Origin of the sequence: Streptosporangium jomthongense (genome assembly GCF_042650425.1) — a bacterium.
Classification (GTDB): Bacteria; Actinomycetota; Actinomycetes; order Streptosporangiales; family Streptosporangiaceae; genus Streptosporangium.
In genome coordinates this window covers 38,327-55,742 of the sequence record NZ_JBHSBC010000032.1, presented here as the reverse complement: position 1 = coordinate 55,742, position 17,416 = coordinate 38,327, and the positions used below count along the sequence as shown (strand labels likewise).

General features: G+C 70.8%; 19 protein-coding genes. 14 read left to right on the top strand and 5 right to left on the bottom strand.

The features are described 5' to 3' along the window. Positions 1-242: 242 nt before the first annotated feature. The 11 genes from ffh to ACFOYY_RS25790 all read left to right on the top strand — a co-directional run bounded on the left by ffh (position 243) and on the right by ACFOYY_RS25790 (position 8,384). Entirely contained in the window at positions 243-1,790 is a 1,548-nt protein-coding gene (gene ffh / locus ACFOYY_RS25840; protein ID WP_352009534.1) for a signal recognition particle protein, read from the top strand. A 468-nt stretch (positions 1,791-2,258) separates the two neighbouring features. Next, the gene (gene rpsP, locus ACFOYY_RS25835) at positions 2,259-2,711 is read left to right on the top strand and encodes a 30S ribosomal protein S16 (RefSeq protein ID WP_352009533.1); all 453 of its coding nucleotides are present in this window, start codon (positions 2,259-2,261) and stop codon (positions 2,709-2,711) included. A gap of 1 nt (position 2,712) precedes the next feature. Then, positions 2,713-2,955, top strand: coding sequence for an RNA-binding protein (locus ACFOYY_RS25830; protein WP_184713302.1), 243 nt, complete (start codon positions 2,713-2,715; stop codon positions 2,953-2,955). 135 nt (positions 2,956-3,090) lie between these two features. After that, on the top strand, positions 3,091-3,606 hold the full coding sequence (gene rimM, locus ACFOYY_RS25825) for a ribosome maturation factor RimM (RefSeq protein ID WP_352009532.1): 516 nt from the start codon (positions 3,091-3,093) through the stop codon (positions 3,604-3,606). A gap of 1 nt (position 3,607) precedes the next feature. Continuing rightward, positions 3,608-4,396: a tRNA (guanosine(37)-N1)-methyltransferase TrmD gene (gene trmD / locus ACFOYY_RS25820; protein ID WP_386192863.1), complete on the top strand. Its 789-nt coding sequence runs from the start codon at positions 3,608-3,610 to the stop codon at positions 4,394-4,396. Positions 4,397-4,591: 195 nt separating this feature from the next. Next, positions 4,592-4,945, top strand: a complete 354-nt coding sequence (gene rplS, locus ACFOYY_RS25815) for a 50S ribosomal protein L19 (protein ID WP_352009530.1) — start codon at positions 4,592-4,594, stop codon at positions 4,943-4,945. A 153-nt stretch (positions 4,946-5,098) separates the two neighbouring features. Further along, positions 5,099-5,989 carry a signal peptidase I gene (gene lepB, locus ACFOYY_RS25810; protein ID WP_362909735.1) on the top strand — a complete coding sequence of 297 codons (891 nt, stop codon included), beginning with the start codon at positions 5,099-5,101 and terminating at the stop codon, positions 5,987-5,989. 9 nt (positions 5,990-5,998) lie between these two features. Continuing rightward, positions 5,999-6,625, top strand: a complete 627-nt coding sequence (lepB, locus tag ACFOYY_RS25805) for a signal peptidase I (protein WP_386192860.1) — start codon at positions 5,999-6,001, stop codon at positions 6,623-6,625. Positions 6,626-6,689: 64 nt separating this feature from the next. Then, entirely contained in the window at positions 6,690-7,376 is a 687-nt protein-coding gene (locus ACFOYY_RS25800) for a ribonuclease HII (RefSeq protein ID WP_352009527.1), read from the top strand. A gap of 39 nt (positions 7,377-7,415) precedes the next feature. Further along, positions 7,416-7,739 (top strand): DUF2469 domain-containing protein, encoded by a 324-nt coding sequence (locus ACFOYY_RS25795; protein WP_012888569.1) that lies wholly within the window; start codon positions 7,416-7,418, stop codon positions 7,737-7,739. A gap of 129 nt (positions 7,740-7,868) precedes the next feature. Next, positions 7,869-8,384 (top strand): murein hydrolase activator EnvC family protein, encoded by a 516-nt coding sequence (locus ACFOYY_RS25790; RefSeq protein WP_362776932.1) that lies wholly within the window; start codon positions 7,869-7,871, stop codon positions 8,382-8,384. 127 nt (positions 8,385-8,511) lie between these two features. On the opposite strand, the gene ACFOYY_RS25785 is transcribed toward ACFOYY_RS25790, so the two are convergent. Continuing rightward, positions 8,512-8,697, bottom strand: coding sequence for a hypothetical protein (locus ACFOYY_RS25785; RefSeq protein WP_386192855.1), 186 nt, complete (start codon positions 8,695-8,697; stop codon positions 8,512-8,514). Positions 8,698-8,839: 142 nt separating this feature from the next. Here ACFOYY_RS25785 and ACFOYY_RS25780 point away from each other — a divergent pair, with 142 nt between their 5' ends. Continuing rightward, positions 8,840-9,238, top strand: a complete 399-nt coding sequence (locus ACFOYY_RS25780; RefSeq protein WP_352009524.1) for a RidA family protein — start codon at positions 8,840-8,842, stop codon at positions 9,236-9,238. A 220-nt stretch (positions 9,239-9,458) separates the two neighbouring features. On the opposite strand, the gene dprA is transcribed toward ACFOYY_RS25780, so the two are convergent. The 3 genes from dprA to ACFOYY_RS25765 form a co-directional block, all read right to left on the bottom strand. After that, a complete protein-coding gene (gene dprA / locus ACFOYY_RS25775; protein ID WP_352009523.1) occupies positions 9,459-10,433 on the bottom strand; it encodes a DNA-processing protein DprA in 975 nt (324 codons plus the stop codon). A gap of 764 nt (positions 10,434-11,197) precedes the next feature. Next, entirely contained in the window at positions 11,198-12,769 is a 1,572-nt protein-coding gene (locus ACFOYY_RS25770) for a YifB family Mg chelatase-like AAA ATPase (protein ID WP_352009522.1), read from the bottom strand. Between the two features lie 33 nt (positions 12,770-12,802). Further along, positions 12,803-13,165 carry a YraN family protein gene (locus ACFOYY_RS25765; protein WP_386192850.1) on the bottom strand — a complete coding sequence of 121 codons (363 nt, stop codon included), beginning with the start codon at positions 13,163-13,165 and terminating at the stop codon, positions 12,803-12,805. A 194-nt stretch (positions 13,166-13,359) separates the two neighbouring features. On the opposite strand from ACFOYY_RS25765, the gene ACFOYY_RS25760 reads away from it, so the two are divergent. After that, positions 13,360-14,727, top strand: coding sequence for a CoA transferase (locus ACFOYY_RS25760; protein ID WP_386192847.1), 1,368 nt, complete (start codon positions 13,360-13,362; stop codon positions 14,725-14,727). Between the two features lie 99 nt (positions 14,728-14,826). Next, positions 14,827-16,173 (top strand): APC family permease, encoded by a 1,347-nt coding sequence (locus ACFOYY_RS25755; protein ID WP_386192844.1) that lies wholly within the window; start codon positions 14,827-14,829, stop codon positions 16,171-16,173. Here ACFOYY_RS25755 and ACFOYY_RS25750 read toward each other — a convergent pair. Continuing rightward, positions 16,112-17,350: an MFS transporter gene (locus ACFOYY_RS25750; protein WP_386192841.1), complete on the bottom strand. Its 1,239-nt coding sequence runs from the start codon at positions 17,348-17,350 to the stop codon at positions 16,112-16,114. The genes ACFOYY_RS25755 and ACFOYY_RS25750 overlap by 62 nt on opposite strands. Between the last annotated feature and the right edge of the window lie 66 nt (positions 17,351-17,416).

Below are 17,416 nucleotides of genomic sequence, written 5' to 3'. Positions count from 1 at the left end.
ATCGTGTGCCCACGGCCGTCACGGCCCCGGACGTCCCGGCGTCCGTGCCTCCTGCCCGGTTCCGCGAGAGCGGGCGCGGTCTCCCGCGGGACCGGGCAGGAGGCACGGACGTACCGTCGCCGCCCGCGCGACCGGTACGTCGCGGGCATACCACCGTCTCGCGAGGGCGTGTTCCGCCCTCTCCAGCGGATAGGCTGGGATGTCGAGTCGCAGACCCGAGAGCGCAGAGGCTGGCCAATCACGTGTTCGAGACGCTTTCCGACCGGCTGACATCGGTCTTCTCCTCCCTTCGTTCCAAGGGGCGCCTGTCCGAGGCCGACATCGACGCGACCTGCCGCGAGATCCGCATCGCGCTGCTTGAGGCCGACGTCGCGCTGCCGGTGGTCAGGACGTTCGTGGCCCAGGTCAAGGAACGGGCCAGGGGCGCCGAGGTGTCCCAGGCGCTGAACCCGGCGCAGCAGGTCGTCAAGATCGTCAACGACGAGCTGGTCGAGATCCTGGGTGGCGAGACCCGGCGGCTTCGCTACGCGAAGAACCCGCCGACCGTCATCATGCTCGCGGGTCTCCAGGGCGCCGGTAAGACCACCCTGGCCGGCAAGCTCGCCCGCTGGCTGCGTGAGCAGAACCACACGCCGCTGCTGGTGGCCGCCGACCTGCAGCGCCCCAACGCGGTCCAGCAGCTCTCGGTCGTCGCCGAGCGCGCGGGCGTGGCGGTCTACGCCCCCGAGCCCGGCAACGGCGTCGGCGACCCGATCGCCGTGGCCCGCCAGTCGGTCGAGCACGCCAGGCGCCAGCAGCACGACATCGTCATCATCGACACCGCGGGCCGCCTGGGCATCGACCAGGAGCTGATGAAGCAGGCCGCCGACATCCGCGACGCGGTCTCCCCGGACGAGGTCCTGTTCGTCGTCGATGCCATGATCGGTCAGGACGCGGTCTCCACCGCCCAGGCCTTCATGGAGGGCGTCGGCTTCGACGGCGTCGTGCTCACCAAGCTCGACGGCGACGCCCGGGGCGGTGCCGCCCTCTCGGTGCGTCACATCACCGGCAAGCCGATCATGTTCGCCTCGACGGGTGAGAAGCTTGAGGACTTCGACGCCTTCCACCCGGACCGGATGGCCTCCCGCATCCTCGACATGGGTGACATCCTCACCCTGATCGAGCAGGCGCAGAAGACCTTCGACGAGCAGGAAGCCGCCAAGATGGCGGGCAAGCTCACCTCCGGCGAGGGCTTCACGCTCGAAGACTTCCTTGAGCAGATGATGATGGTCCGCAAGATGGGCCCCATCAAGAACCTGCTCGGCATGATGCCCGGCATGGGGCAGATGCGTGACCAGATCAACCAGGTCGACGACCGTGACCTGGACCGCGTCGCCGCCATCATCCGCTCGATGACCCCGGGCGAGCGCCAGAACCCCAAGATGATCGACGGCTCCCGCCGCGCCCGCATCGCCAAGGGCTCCGGCGTCAGCGTGACCGAGGTCAACAACCTGGTCGTCCGGTTCTTCGACGCGCAGAAGATGATGAAGCGCATGGCGGGCGGCCTGGGCATCCCCGGCATGCCGGGCGGGCGCAAGAACAAGGGCGCGCAGAAGAAGGCCGCCAAGGGTCGCAGGGTCAGCGGCGACCCGCGCAAGGCCGCGCTCGGCAAGAACGCCTCCGCCGCGGCCCCCGACGCCCCCGGCGCGGGCGGCGCCCTCGGCAGGCTCGGAGCCGGTCAGCTTCCTCCCGGCCTTGAGCTCCCGCCGGGCTTCGACCCCTCGAAGTTCAAGCTTCCCGGCCAGAAGTGACCGGAGACGACCGGTTCCATCGGCGGGCCAGATGGATCTGGGTGGCCATCATGGTCGGATTCATCATCATGACGGCCCTCGAACTGCTGGGGGTACGCCCCCGGTGAACGTCCTCTCCCGGCCTCGGGCGGGGGAGGACGGCGCTTCTTCCGGCTGAAACGGGTCCGAGGACGGCCGCCTCGCCCATGGCGGGGGCTTCGTGGTGGCCGCCCGGCGCCGCGAAGCGGGCCGCACGCCCACCGCGCACACGCGGATTACCGAGATTTGCCGTCCGCGTGCCGTGCGGGATGGGGCGTCGTTGGTCGGGCACCTCTGTGCGTCTGGCAGAATGACATGTTGGAACATCGTGGTCACGTGGGTGCCCTCTCACCCCCGCGTGCCGCGCCTGTCCCCTGAACGGTCCTCTCCTCGTACCCCACTCGATGAGACGCCGCTCACCCACGCTCTAATGCAGGAGAGACCACACCCGTGGCAGTCAAGATCAAGCTCAAGCGGCTCGGCATGATCCGCAACCCGCAGTACCGCATCGTCGTCGCCGACAGCCGCACCAAGCGTGACGGCCGGGCGATCGAGGAGATCGGTCTGTACCACCCGAAGGAGAACCCTTCGCGCATCGAGGTCAACGCTGAGCGTGCGGCCTACTGGCTGGGTGTCGGCGCGCAGCCGACCGAGCCCGTGCTGAAGCTCCTCAAGCTCACCGGCGACTGGCAGAAGTTCAAGGGCGAGGCCGCTCCGGCTCCGCTCAAGGTGGCCGAGCCCAAGGCCGACCGCCACGCCCTCTACGAGGCCGCGGCCAAGGAGGCGCTGTCCCTGGACAACGCCACCACGCCGAGGAAGTCCGCCAAGAAGGCGAAGGCCGACGAGCCTGCCGCCGAGGCCCAGGAAACGGCCGCGGAGGAGAAGCCGGAAGGCGAGGCCTGAGGTGCTTGAGGAGGCCCTCGAGCACCTGGTGAAGGGCATCGTCGAACATCCCGACGAGGTCCAGGTTCACGCGCGCCGCATCCGCAGCGGTCGTGTGCTTGAGGTCCGGGTCCACCCCGAGGACCTCGGCAAGGTCATCGGCCGTGGCGGCCGTACGGCCAAGGCGCTCCGCACCGTGGTGAACGCCCTGGGCGACGGCAAGTACATCCGGGTCGACCTGCTCGACCTGAACGAGGCCCGTTAGAGGTCCCTCTCCCCGGGCGTTCCGGTCCGGGGAACGGGGTCAGGCACCCACATGAGATCCACCGGCGAACGGGTCACCCACCCAGTGTGGGTGGCCCGTTCGTCTTCTCACACACCACTATCTCGGGAGGCGGGCGTGCAGCTTGTCGTAGGCCGGATCGGCCGTCCCCACGGACTTCGCGGCGAGGTGTCCGTCGAGGTGCGCACCGACGACCCGGAGCGGCGCTTCGCTCCCGGGGCCGCCATCGCCACCGACCCCGCCGCCGCGGGTCCGCTCGTCGTCCGGTCGAGCCGCAACCACGCCGGGGTCCTGCTGGTCAGGTTCGAGGGCGTCGACGACCGCGACCGGGCCGAGGGGCTCAGGGGCACCATGCTCGTCATCGACTCGGCGGACATCCCGCCCTCCGACGACCCGGACGAGTTCCACGACCACCAGCTCATCGGCCTGACCGTGCTCACCCCCGACGGGGAGCGCGCCGGTGAGGTGTCCGACGTGCTCCACCACGGGCAGGACCTGCTCGTGGTACGCAGGCAGGGCAGGGAGGTCTACGTGCCGTTCGTCAAGGCGCTGGTGCCCGTGGTCGACCTGGAGAAGGGGCACCTCGTCGTGGACGCGCCCGCAGGCCTGCTCGACCCGGACGAGGCCGTCTGACATGCGCGTCGACATCATCTCGATCTTCCCCGAGTACTTCGCGCCGCTCGGCGTCTCCCTCATCGGCAAGGCGCGTGAGCGCGGCATCCTGGACGTGCGCCTGCACCAGCTGCGCGACTGGGCCCACGACGTCCACCGCACCGTGGACGACACCCCCTACGGCGGCGGCCCCGGCATGGTCATGAAGCCCGACCCGTGGGGCGAGGCCATCGACGCCGTCCTCTCGACCGGCCAGGACGCGTCCGCCCGGATCATCGTGCCGACCCCGAGCGGCGTGCCCTTCACCCAGCGGCTCGCGATGGAGTACGCCGCCGAGCCGTGGCTGCTGTTCACCCCCGCCCGCTACGAGGGCATCGACTCCCGCGTCATGGTCGAGTACGGCACGCGGACGCGGGTCGACGAGGTCAGCGTCGGCGACTACGTGCTGGCCGGTGGTGAGGCCGCGGTGCTGGTGATGGTCGAGGCCGTGGGACGGCTGCTGCCCGGGGTGCTCGGCAACGCCTGTTCCGCCGTGGACGACTCGTTCGCGCCGGGGGCGATGGAGAACCTCCTTGAGGGGCCCGTCTACACCAAGCCCCCCGAGTGGCGGGGACACGAGGTCCCCGAGATCCTGCTGTCCGGGCACCACGGCCGGATCGCCAGGTGGCGGCGGGACGAGGCGCTGCGCCGTACCGCGAGAAACCGGCCCGAGCTGCTGGCCGCGCTCGACCCGCGGGGCCTGGACAAGCACGACCTGAAGCTCCTGGCGGAGCTGGGACAGCCCGCTCAGGAGGGCGACCACCCGGTCTGACGTGCTGATTTCCGGTCGGTCGGAGAAATATGGCAAACTGAAGCGTTGCCGCTTGCTGTCCACGGGTTGGCGCGCGCAACCGGGCGGACGGCCCGGTTCCCAGACACATCCAATTCAGCACGTGTGTCCATCGCGATGCCGCCCGCCGCGGCCGGATGAACCTCCACGTGCTCATCCAGACGAGGTACCACTGTCATGCACACGCTGATCAGCGAGATCGAGAAGGCCTCGCTCCGTTCCGACATCCCGGCCTTCCGCCCCGGCGACACGCTTGAGGTTCACGTACGGGTCATCGAGGGCAACCGGTCCCGTATCCAGGTGTTCAAGGGCTTCGTCCTGCGCCGCCAGGGCGGTGGCTCCCGTGAGACCTTCACCGTGCGCAAGGTCAGCTACAGCGTCGGCGTCGAGCGCACCTTCCCGGTGAACAGCCCGGTCATCGAGAAGATCGTCGTGGTGACCCGTGGTGACGTCCGCCGCGCCAAGCTCTACTACATGCGCGACCTGCGCGGCAAGGCCGCCCGCATCAAGGAGAAGCGCGAGGCTCGCTGACGCGCCCGCATTCGAACGTTCTGGCCCGCTCCGCCGTCGGTGGTGCGGGCCATTCGCATGCAGGAGGGTTTGACCTCCTATGGCGGACCCATAGCTGTCAGGTAACCCGGCGGGCGGCTGACCGGCGCTTTCCATCATCTAGGCTCGTCACCGATGACTAGCGAAGACCGGGAGTCCGGCGCAGCCTCGCGTCGACCTGTCGAGGACGAGGTGGGCGTGATCGCCGGAGAGACCCAGACGAACGCCGAGGGCGGCCGGGACGAGCGGGCCGATGGCGAGGGCAAGAAGAAGGGGGCCTTCTGGAAGGAACTCCCCGTCCTGATCGTCGTCGCGCTGGTGCTCGCGCTCGTCATCAAGACCTTCGTGGTCCAGGCGTTCTACATCCCGTCGGAGTCCATGGAGAACACCCTCCTGGTCAACGACCGTGTCCTGGTGAACAAGCTCGTCTACCGGGTCCGCGACATCGAACGCGGTGACGTGGTGGTCTTCTCCGGCGTCGACTCCTGGGACAGCGAGGTGAACATCGAGGAGCCGGCCAACCCCGTGGTCGCCTTCTTCAGGTGGGCCGGTTCCGCCTTCGGCGTCGTCCCGGGCGAGAAGGACTACATCAAGCGGGTCATCGGAGTGCCCGGTGACACGGTGAAGTGCTGTGACGCCCAGGGGCGGGTCACGGTGAACGGGGTGCCGCTCGACGAGAAGGCCTACCTCTATCCCGGCAACGTCCCCTCCGACAGGACCTTCAGCGTTAAGGTCCCGCCGGGCCGCCTGTGGGTGATGGGCGACCACCGCTCCGTCTCCCTGGACTCCCGCCTGCACATGGGTGACCCCGGCGGCGGGAGCATCCCCATCGACAAGGTCATCGGCCGGGCCTTCGTGATCGTGTGGCCCTTCTCAAGGGCCGAGATCATCCCCATCCCCAGCACCTTCAACCAGCCGGCCCTCAAGGCCGCCGTAGCGGCGGGGGAGGCAGTCCCCTTCGTGGCCGGTTTCGCGGGGGCCGTGCCCCTGGTGCTGTGGCGGCGCCGCCGGCGTTCGAGGCGGTAGCCGTACCCCATGACCGTGGAACCCGAGAACAGGCCCGTCACCCCCGAGGACGAGCCCTCCCCCCAGCCTGAGAAGAAGGGCTCGAAGAGGAAGAGCATGATCGAGTCGGCGCTCCTGCTGCTGGGCGGCGTGCTCGTGGCGCTGCTGCTGCGCCTGATCGTCCTCGACTCCTTCGCCATTCCGTCGGAGTCGATGGAGAACACCCTGATCAACGGAGACCGGGTGTTCGTCAACAAGCTGTCCGGCACGCCCGATCGTGGCGACGTCGTCGTCTTCAAGGGCTGGGACGGCGAGGACACCATCAAACGGGTCATCGCGGTCGGCGGCGACACGGTGAAGTGCTGTGACGCCCAGGGGCGGATCACGGTGAACGGGGTGCCGCTCGACGAGAAGGCCTACCTCCACCCCGACGACTTCCCCTCGGGTGAGAAGTTCGAGAAGGTCGTGCCCAAGGGGCGGCTGTGGGTCATGGGAGACCACCGTTCGGCCTCCGCCGACTCCCGGACGCACGAGGAGCAGGAGGGAGAGGGCACGATCTCGGAGAAGGCGGTCATCGGCCGGGCCTTCGCGATCTACTGGCCGTTCTCCAGGGTAGGACTGCTCTCCACGCCGGAGACCTTCACCAAGCTGAGATAGCGGTACCGAATGGTCCGGATGGGGCGTACTCTCTGCTCATGGTCGCTATGTCTGCCGTGGTGCGATGACGATTGCGTTCCGTCCCACGCCCAGCGTGGTCCGGCGCGACTCAGGCCTGTACGGCTATGAGCGGGCTCTGGCACGCCGTGGCCTGGGCCCGGTGGCCGGGGTCGACGAGGCGGGCCGGGGAGCCTGCGCGGGACCCCTGGTGATCGCGGCGGTCGTCCTCGGGCGCAGGATCGAGGGGCTCGGCGACTCCAAGACGCTCACGGCCTCCCGGCGGGAGGCGCTGTACGACCGGATCATGATGACGGCCAGGACGTTCAGCGTGGTGACGATCTCTCCGAAGGAGATCGACAGGCGCGGCCTGCACAAGTCGAACATCGAGGGAATGCGCCGTGCCGTCGCGCGGCTTTCTTTCCATCCCGGCTACGTGCTCACCGACGGCTTCCCCGTCCCCGGCCTGCCGGTTCCCTCGCTGGGTGTCTGGAAGGGGGACCAGGTCGCCGCCTGTGTGGCGGCGGCGTCGATCGTGGCGAAGGTGACGCGAGACAGAATGATGATCGCGCTCCACGAACGCCATCCCGTGTACGGCTTCGCGGAGCACAAGGGGTATGGCACCGTGGATCACCGCAGAGCACTGGAGATGTACGGTCCGTGCCCCGACCACCGTTTCTCGTTCGCGACGGTGGCGAGGTCCAGGCCGGGTGAGGTGATGGGTGAAAATGAAATGGGGGCCGGTGTCGTCTGATCAGACGGCCCGGGAAGGGCGTGCGACAGGAGGACCGGTATGAGCGCAGAGGATCTCGAAAAATACGAGACCGAGATGGAGCTGCAGCTTTACCGTGAGTACCGCGACGTCGTCGGTCTGTTCACCTACGTGGTCGAGACCGAGCGGCGCTTCTACCTCACGAACTCGGTCGATCTGGACGTCCGTACCGCCGAGAACGGTGACGTGTTCTTCGACGTGAAGATGCAGGACGCCTGGGTCTGGGACATGTATCGGCCCGCGAGGTTCGTCAAGAACGTCCGCGTGGTCACCTTCAAGGACGTCAACGTCGAGGAACTCGCCAAGCCCGACCTGGAGATGCCCAAGGAGGGCTTCTCGAACTGAGCCCGTTTGCGCCCTCCCGGCGTCTTTCGCCGGGATCTCCTCCGACGTCCTCCGCTCCGGGGGACGTCGGCTGTCCACAGAACGCCGTTCGGTCCGTCGTCTCCGGCCGGGAACGCGCATCCTCGATGCGTGAGATCCTTCCTCGTCATTTTGCTGGTGGTGCCGCTGTTCGCCCTCCCGGCGGCCGGGGGCACCCGCGGCGCGTCCCCTGACACCGTCTCCGCCCGGTGGGGCCGGCCGCTCGTGGGGCGTCTCGTCGTGCTCAGGGGGTTCGACCCTCCGGCTCGGCCGTGGCTGGCCGGCCATCGGGGGGTCGACCTCGCCACGACCCCCGGTGCGGAGGTGCACGCGGCCGGTGCGGGGACGATCGGTTACGCGGGGCCGCTCGCCGGACGGGCGGTGGTGACGGTGCTTCACCCCGGCGGCCTGCGGACGACCTACCTTCCCGTCCGCCCCTCGGTACGGCGTGGCCAGCGGGTGAGCCGGGGCGAGGTCATCGGCGTCGTCCAGGACGTTTCCGGCCACTGTCGTACGGCCTGCCTGCACTGGGGCCTGTTACGGGACCACTCCTACCTCGACCCGCTCCTCCTGCTGGGACAGGGACGGGTCAGGCTGCTCCCGGTCTGGCCCGTGGGACCCCGGTGATCCGGTGCCCCGTCGGCCGGCGGATCACTCGTGCCCGGCGGCCGTGGAGACAACGGGCCGCCCATGTCCGCAAGGGGCGAGGCCGACGGGTCGTCTCGGCTTCGACGGTCAGCGGGGTGTGGTGGGGTCATTCGGGCTTGACGGGGATGCCGGAGATGACAGGGGCGCCGGGCATGACGGGGGCGCCGGGCGTGACGGGGGTGCCGGGCGTGACGGGGGTGCCGGGTGTGACGGGGGTGCGGCGCGGGAAAACCCGGATGACACCGGAGCCGGAGACGGCGATCATCATGCCAGGGCGCCAGGAGACCGGCATGGCGGGAAACCGGCGCCTCAGGAGGCCGGGGTTCCGTTCTGGAACGGCGTCGTCAGAAGACCGGTATGTCGGGAAGCCCGTCTGCCGGGAGGCCAACGTGCCGGGAGACCGGTACGTGGGGCAACCAAGCGTCAGGAGTGTGATGATCCATCGGATGACCGTCGCGGGGCTGTTCCCGCCCCCGGACTACGCGCACGCGGTCGTGGTCGAGGCCGGTCAGCGGCTGGCCTTCATGGCCGGTGCCGTCCCGCTGGACGGTGACGGCGGCCTTGTCGGGGCCGGTGATCCGGTCGCGCAGACCCGGCAGGTGCTGGCCAATCTGCGGACCGCGTTGCAGGCGGCGGGCAGCGACCTGAGCCATGTGCTGTCCAGCACCGTTTACGTGGTGGCGGACACCCCCGAACCCCTCGGCCGGGTGTGGCAGGTCGTGCGTGAGTCCGGCCTCGCGGAGGGCCCGCACACCTCGACCCTGCTGGGCGTCTCGTGCCTGGGATACACCGGCCAACTCGTGGAGATCACCGCCGTGGCCGCGATTCCCTGAGCGCGGCCTCCCGGGGCAGGACGTCCGGAAAGTGACGGGAGGCGATGGAGGTCGGGGGGCGACGGCGTCGAGAGACCCGGTGGGGGCGAATACGACGCCGGTATACGACAGCCATGGCTCGCCCTTCGCTGGTTTCGTCCGGGTTCCCGGCAGGGCCTCCTTGGCCTCGTGACGCGTTTCGCGCCGATCCCCCAAAGCCCCTCGTCGCGGCGAGAGGGAGTCAGCCTCCCGGTGATCTGTTCGGGCGCAACCGCCAGCCTTTCGCGACACGTTCCACGTATCCGGCGGCGGCCAGGCCGCCCAGGCAGGACAGCACGGTCTCCAGATCGACGCCCGCGGCCGTCGCTATCACGGCCGGGCCGGCTCCCGTACGGGCGGGGATGACCTCCAGGACCTGACGGGTCTCCGGGTCCAGCCGGTCACGGGGGAGCACGGGCCCCCGGACCTCGGGGGCGAGATCGTCTCCCATCACCCCGACGAGCTCGATCATCTCCGCCGGGGTGGTGACACAGACCGCGGCCCCCTGACGGATCAGCCGATGACACCCGGCCGACATCTCCGACGTCACGGGCCCGGGGACGGCGGCCACGACGCGGTTCAGCGAGGTCGCGTGTCCGGCGGTGTTCAGCGCCCCGCTGCGCACGGCCGCCTCGATCACCAGGCTTCCCCGTGACAGCGCCGCGATGAGACGGTTGCGGATCAGGAAGCGTGGCCGGGTGGGGCGGGCGCCCATCGGGCACTCGCTCACCAGGAGCCCCTGCGACCGCACGGCCGCGAACAGGTCGTGGTGCGCGCTGGGATAGGCGACGTCGGTGCCGCAGGCCAGGACCACGACGGTCGGCGCCCCGCTTTCGAGAGCGCCGCGATGAGCCGCCCCGTCTATGCCGTAGGCGCCCCCGGAGACGATGCTCCAGCCGCGTTCGCCGAGTCCGGCGCCGAACTCCGCGGCCATGTGCGTGCCGTACGGCGTGGCCGCCCTGGAGCCGACGACGGCGACGGAACGCAGGCAGGAGAAGCGGAGGTCCGCCTCCCCGTTGAGCCACAGGCCGTACGGCGCGCGCTCCTGGAGGTCGTTCAGCTGGGTCGGCCATTCGGGATCTCCCGGAACCACCAGTCTGGCCCCGAGCCGTTCTCCCGAGGCCAGGTCCTGGGCGGGATCGGCTGCTTCGAGGCGGGCCGCCCATGAGGAGAACATCCGGCCGAGCCGTTCAACGGCCCGTTCGCCGCCCGCACGGGACGAGGAACCGTGACGCCGGATCGGCGAACCCCCGGACGCGGTGAGACCACCGGGGGAGCGGCCGTCATGAGAGCCCCCCGGAACACCCGGATGGTCGCCCCCGGCGTGGGCGCCGCACGCGCCGGAAACGCTCCGGAGGTCGTGTTCTCCCGTGCCCATCCCAGGAACATCATCCGGCCCCGGACGGACACGATCACCCCTCGCCCGGTCCAGCGACACCTGACCGGCTCGCCTCCCAGGAGCGCTGTCATGGCCGTCCGGCAGAGTGGCGCACACCCCGTGGGAGCTCTCCGGGCTGAGAGGAACGCCAGCAGCCCGGCTCTCCGGCCCCGTGGCGCGTGGCCGAGGAACGCCGCTCGCCCCAGGACGGACACCGTGGCCATCCGGCTCGAAGGCGGCCCCGAAGGTGGTTCCGAAGGTGGCATCGTCATCCTCTGTCTCGTTCGTCGGCGGCTTCCAGGCGAGGTGTCCGGCGGCGCCGGGTGGGTGGGCGGCGTGATCGTTCCGATCGCCGGAGACCGGCCGGACGGGGCGGGGAGGCCGTGTGCTCGGCGGGGCAGGACGGCAGGTGTCGGCGAACCAGCGGACGAGCTCCGGATCAGGACGGCCACGGTGGATCCGCCTGACAGCGGCCTCGGCGCCGATGGTGGCGACGAGACGGCCGACCACGGGGTCGCCGGGCTCCGCCACCCGCATCAGCGTGACCCGTGCGAGACGGTCGTTCATCGTGCCTCCCCAAGCCACAGGCCGAGCGCCGCGTTGGTCTCGGTGACCTCGGGCGCGTTCTTTCCCGCGAGATCGGCGAGCGTCCAGGCCACTCTGAGCGTTCGATCGAGCCCCCGGGCGCTCAGCTCTCCGCTGTCGAGACAGCGGAGCAGCGGGGCCATCGCCTTCGAAGCCGGACGGTAGCCGGTGTGCAGAGCCTGGGCCGACACCTCCGCGTTGCACCGCCACGGTGTGCCCGCGAACCGTTTCGCGGCCCGTTCGCGGGCGGCCAGGACCCGCTCGGCCACCACCCGGCTCGGCTCGATGAACCGGCGGTCGGCGAGAAGTTCACGGCGGCTGGAACGATGCAGTGTGATCTTGATGTCGACGCGGTCGAGCAGCGGGCCGGAGAGCCTGGAAAGGTAACGTCTGCGGGCCATCGGGGTGCAGCGACACGGGTCGGCGGGCCCCGAGGGACGCGCGCACGGACACTGGTTGGCCGCGAGAATCAGGATGAACCGCGCGGGAAACGTCACCGAGCCCATCGCCCTGGACACCGTCACCGTGCCGGACTCAAGCGGCTGCCTGAGGGAGTCGAGAACGGTCGCCGGGTATTCGGGGGCCTCGTCGAGGAAGAGGACCCCTCGGTGGGCGAGGGAGACCGCGCCCGGCCGGATCGCCCCGCTGCCTCCGCCGATGACGGCCGCCACGGTCGCGGTGTGGTGGGGCGCGACGAACGGCGGCCGGACCAGCAGGGGGCGATCCTCGGGCAGCGCCCCGGCGACGGAGTGGATGGCAGTCACCTCCAGGGCCTGCTCGCGCTCCAGATGGGGAAGCAGGGTGGGCAGGCGCTCGGCGAGCATCGTCTTGCCGGTGCCCGGCGGCCCCAGCATCCAGAGGTTGTGCCCACCCGCGGCGCAGACCTCAAGCGCGCGGCGGGCGAAGGGCTGACCGGCCACGTCGCCCATGTCGGGGGTGCCCGCTCTTCGCTCGGTGGTGGAGGAGGCCCACGGCCGTACGGACTCGCCGGTCTCGTCCGGGGCGGGGTCGGGGGTCGCGGGCACGGTGGTCTGGTCGTCGTCGCGCAACCAGTCGACCAGCCGGCTCAGGGTGGAGACGGGGACCACCGTCACGCCGGGCACGAGCGCGGCCTCGGCGGCGTTGCGGGACGGGACGACGACGGTGCGGGCACCGGCCGCGGCGGCGGCCAGCACGGCGGGCAGCACCCCTCGCAGGGGTCTCAGCGAGCCGTCCAGGCCGAGCTCACCCAGGAAGAACGGGTCGGCGACCCGCGCCACGGGCACGACTCCGGCCGCGGCCAGCAACGCGACGGCGATGGCGAGGTCGAACATGCTGCCTCGTTTGGGGAGACTGGCGGGGAACAGGCTGATGGTGATGCGGGCGTCCGGCCAGGTGTGGCGGCTGTTGACCACGGCGGAGCGGACCCGGTCGCGGGCCTCGCTGAGCGCGGTGTCCAGCATGCCGATGAGATGCGTGCCCGCGACGCCGCTGCCCACGTCGGCCTCCACGTCGACGGGATGACCGGTCACTCCGAGCAGGGCGACGCACCGGGTGCGCGCGACGGTCACTTCTCACACTCCCTGTGATGGTCTGAGGGACATTCAGCACATCCCTCGTTCGTGACGGATGGTGAAGGCCCCGGCGAACCGTTCGAGGGCGACGACGTCGACACGGATCGCGTCGAACCGTTCGGACGGGGCACACTGCTCGTTCCGCCATTTGGCGATGAGCCTGCGCAGGCGGGCGACCTTCTCCTCGGTCACCGCCTCGAAGGCCGTGCCGTGGGTGCGCCCCGAACGGGTCTTCACCTCGACCGCGACGAGCGTGTGGTCCTCGCGGGCGACCACGTCGATCTCTCCGTCGGAACATCGCCAGTTGCGGTCGAGAACCCGCATGCCACGGGTCAGCAGGTAGGCGACGGCGAGTTGCTCGCCGTGCCTGCCGAGATCGTCCTTCGCGGCCATGGAAACCACCTCCGGTCCCAGACCTTCGCGCAGCTCGCCCCGCCCGCGAGGGACCGAATCCGGTTCTGTGGAAAACGGCACGCGGACCGGCCGGCCTGTGGAAAACCCATACGGGAGACGACCTCGGGTGGTGTCCAGAGCCAGAACCCGCCGAAGGCCCGCGGATGGAAAGGTGAAGTGCGAGGCTTCGTCGCATGTGTGAGGAGAGAGAAGAGGTCGTCGAGGACCTCGTGCGAAGGCTGGGCGCCGAGGTAGGGGTCGAGCTGCCGCCTTTGCGGGTCACCGGCGCGGAGCCGGTGCTGCCGTCCGTCTTCCACGTCGACACGGCGGCCGCGGTCTCCGTCGGGGCCGCGACCGCCGCGGCGGCCGGTCTCGGGGGAGGAGTGGGGGCGGAGGTGGACGTCCGCGAGGCGGCGGTCGCCTTCCTGGACGAGCGCCACTTCATGATCGACGGAGTTCGTCCCGCCGGGTGGGCGGCGCTTTCCGGCGACTACCGGACCGTTGACGGGTGGGTCCGGCTGCACTGCAACTTCGACCACCACAGGGACGCGGCCCTGGCCGCCCTCGGGTTGCCCACCGGCGCGGACGGTGAGGCCGTCGCCAGGGCGTGCGCGGGCCGTACCGCCTTCGAGGTCGAGGAGGTGGTCACGGCCGAGGGGGGATGCGCGGCCATGATGCGCAGCCGCGCCGGGTGGCGGGCCCATCCGCAGAGGGCGGCGGTCGCGCGCTCGCCGCTCGTCGGCCTGACCAGGATCGGCGACGGGCCGGTACGGGCACCGGGCGGGAGGAGGGACAGGCCGCTGGACGGGGTGCGGGTGCTGGACCTGACACGGGTGATCGCCGGGCCGGTGGCCACCCGCACGCTCGCCGCCCACGGGGCGCGGGTGCTCAGGGTGGGGGCCGGGCACCTGCCGGAGGTGCCGGGGCTGGTGGTCGGCACCGCTTTCGGCAAGCGCTCCTGCCACCTCGACCTGAGGACCGCGCGGGGGGCGGCGGCGTTGCGTGACCTGGTCGCCGGGGCGGAGGTGTTCGTGCAGTCCTACCGGCCGGGCGCGCTGGAGGCGCTGGGCTTCGGTCCGGAGGAACTGGCCGGGATCAGGCCGGGCATCGTGTGCGTCGATCTCTCCGCCTACGGCGCGCACGGCCCGTGGGCGGGCAGGCGGGGTTTCGACAGTCTGGTCCAGATGGTGTGCGGCATCGCCCACGAGGGTGGCGGCGGGGCCGGGCCGCGCCCGCTTCCCGCCCAGGCTCTCGACCACGCCACGGGCTATCTGGCGGCCTTCGGCGCGATGGCCGCCCTGACGCGCCGTTCGCGGGAGGGAGGTTCCTGGCGGGTCGAGGTGTCGCTGGCCAGGACCGCGCTGTGGCTCGACTCGCTCGGCCGCGCCGAGGCGGAGAACGTCACAGGGAAGGGGCCGCGGGTCGCCGACCTGCTGAGCGAGATGGACAGCCCGTTCGGGAGGCTCACCTATGTCAGGGCGCCGGGGAGCGTCGACGGTGCCCGGCCGTACTGGACGAGCCCGCCACCGGGACAGGGGGAGCACCCGCCCGCCTGGTGGTGAGCGGCCCGATCCGGAACCTCCGGCGGCGACCCCGGATGACAACGCCGGATGAGGGGATGGTCCAGGGACGAGTGCATCCTGCGCGGGGGAGGGGATGGCGTGGAGACACGGGCGAGGCTGCGCCGTACGCTCTCGGTCCGGGACCTGATCGTCTACGGACTGCTGTTCATCGGGCCGCTGGCCCCGGTCGGCGTGTTCGGGGTGCTCGACGCGAGGAGCGCGGGGGCGGTCGGGCTCGTCTACGTCATCGCCACGGTGGCCATGGCCTTCACCGCTCTGTCGTACGCCGAGATGTCACGGGTCGTGCCGCGGGCCGGATCGGTGTTCGCCTACGCCTCGGCGGGCCTCGGCCCGGCGGCCGGGTTCCTCGCGGGCTGGTTGATCATGCTCGACTACCTGCTCATCCCCAGCGTGGCCTACCTGTTCTCCGGGATCGCGCTGCACGCGCTCTTTCCCGCCGTCCCCGCCTGGGCCTTCACCGCGCTGGCCTTCGCCGTGACCACCGCGCTCAACGTCTCGGGAGTACGGCTGGCCGCCCGGGTCGGCCTGGTCGTGCTGCTGGCCGAGATCGTGGTGCTGGTGATCTTCGTGGTGATGGCCGTGGCCGTGCTGGTCGCCGAGGGACCGGTCAGGCCGTGGGCGTCGCCGTTCACCGGGGTCGGCGGGACCACGACCACCCTGGTGATCGGGGCCGTCTCGGTCGCGGTGCTGTCCTTTCTGGGGTTCGACGCCATCGCCTCGTTCGCGGAGGAGACGACCGGTGACTCGCGCCAGGTCGGCAGGGCGGTACTGCTCTGCCTGGGGGTCGCGGGGGCGCTGTTCGTGCTGCAGACCTTCCTGGCCGGCCTGCTGGCCCCGATGAGCCCGGCGGAGCTGGCCGCGGACCCCGCCACGCAGGGCACGGCCTTCTACGACGTGGTCGAGCGGTCGGTCGCCCCCTGGCTGGCGGGCCTGATGAAGGTGGCCAAGGCGGTCGGTCCCGCGTTCGCCGCGATGACCGCGGTGGCCGCGGCCGGGCGGCTGCTGTACGGCATGGCCAGGGACGGCGGCCTGCCCCGGGCGCTCTCGACGGTCGATGCGGGCTCCGGGACGCCACGGGCGGCGCTGCTCAGCGCGGGGGCGGTGACGCTGGTCGTCTCGGTCTGGGCGGCGAGCAGGCCGGACGGTCTTGACGTGCTGGTCTCGGTCGTGGACATCGGGGCGTTGGCGGCGTTCACGATGCTGCACGGCTCGGTGATCGGATACTTCAGGGTTCGCCGGGGGAGCCGTGACCTGTGGCGGCACCTGGTCGTGCCGGTCGCGGGCGGCCTCGTCGCGATCTGGATCATCATCCTGGCCGCTCCGCTCGCCAAGGTCGCCGGGCTCGTCTGGCTGGTCACCGGGGTCATCGTGTTCGCGGTGCGGAGGAACGGCCGAGGGGGGAGAGCCAGATCCACGGGATCGTGAGCGCGACCCCGGCCGCGCCGATCCACAGGACGGGGCGCAGCCCGAGCACTTGACCGAGCAGGCCGCCCGCGATGCCGCCGAGGGCCAGCACGCCCTGGACGGCGAAGGTGTTGGTCGCGTTGACCCGGCCCCGCAGGCCGGCGGGGGTCTCCCGCAGGACCACGGCGCCGAAGCAGACGGAGAAGGCGATGACGGCCGCGCCGCTGACCAGCCCGCCGGCGGCCAGGGCCAGGAAGGCGGCCCACGTCGGCCCCGAGGCGGTCGCCGTGATCACGTAGTCGAGCGGGAAGGCGATGACGGCGCACGCGATCACCTGGTGCTCGCCGTACTTCGCGGTCAGGCGCGGGATGAGGGCCGTGGCCGCCAGGCCGCCGACACCGAAGCTGGCGGTGAGCAGGCCGATCAGCCCCGCGGGCAGGTGAAGCTCGGCGAGCGCGTAGATCACGAACACCGCCGTGTAGGCGGCCCCGAAGAAGTTGATGACGACCCCGCAGCCGCAGAGCGTTCTGAGCACGGGGTTGCCGGTGACCGTTCGCAGACCCTCGTTGATCTCGGCCCACAGACCGCGCGGGGGAGCCGGAGTGTGGTCCTCGGGGGTCCTGATCGACCGGACGAGGAACGCCGAGGCCAGGAAGGAGAACGCGTCGGCGACGATCGCGAACGGCGCGGTGAACAACTGGACGAGTAGTCCGGCGAGGCCGGGGCCGCAGACGGAGGCGAGGGAGAAGACCGAGTGCAGGCCCGCGAGCGCCTCGGTCCGCTGCCTCTCGTCGACCACCACGGCCAGGTGGGGGAAGTTCGCCGCGCGGAAGAGCGTGGTGCCGGTGCCGACGACGAACGCCGCAGCGATCAGCCACGGCACCGTCAGCAGCCCGGCGAACCAGGCGAGAGGGATCGTGGCCATGGCCATCGCGGAGGCCGCCTCGCAGGCGACCATGACCGGCCTGTGCCTCCTGAGCCGGTCGGCGAGGGCCCCCGCCTGCAGCCCGAACATCAGGGAGGGCAGCGAGGAGGCGGCGGTGAGCAGGCCCATCTGGATCGGGGAGGCGCCGAGCAGGGCGGCGGCGGTCAGCGGCACGGCCAGCTTGGAGATCTCGGTGCCGATCTCGGAGACGGCGCGGGAGGACAGCAGCAACCGGTAGTCGCGTTGGGCGCGCAACGGAACGGTCTGGAGCACGGAGGACCACCTTCGGGGAGCAGGTGTGAAGGGAATGCTTCACAACTATGAAGGTAGTACTTCATA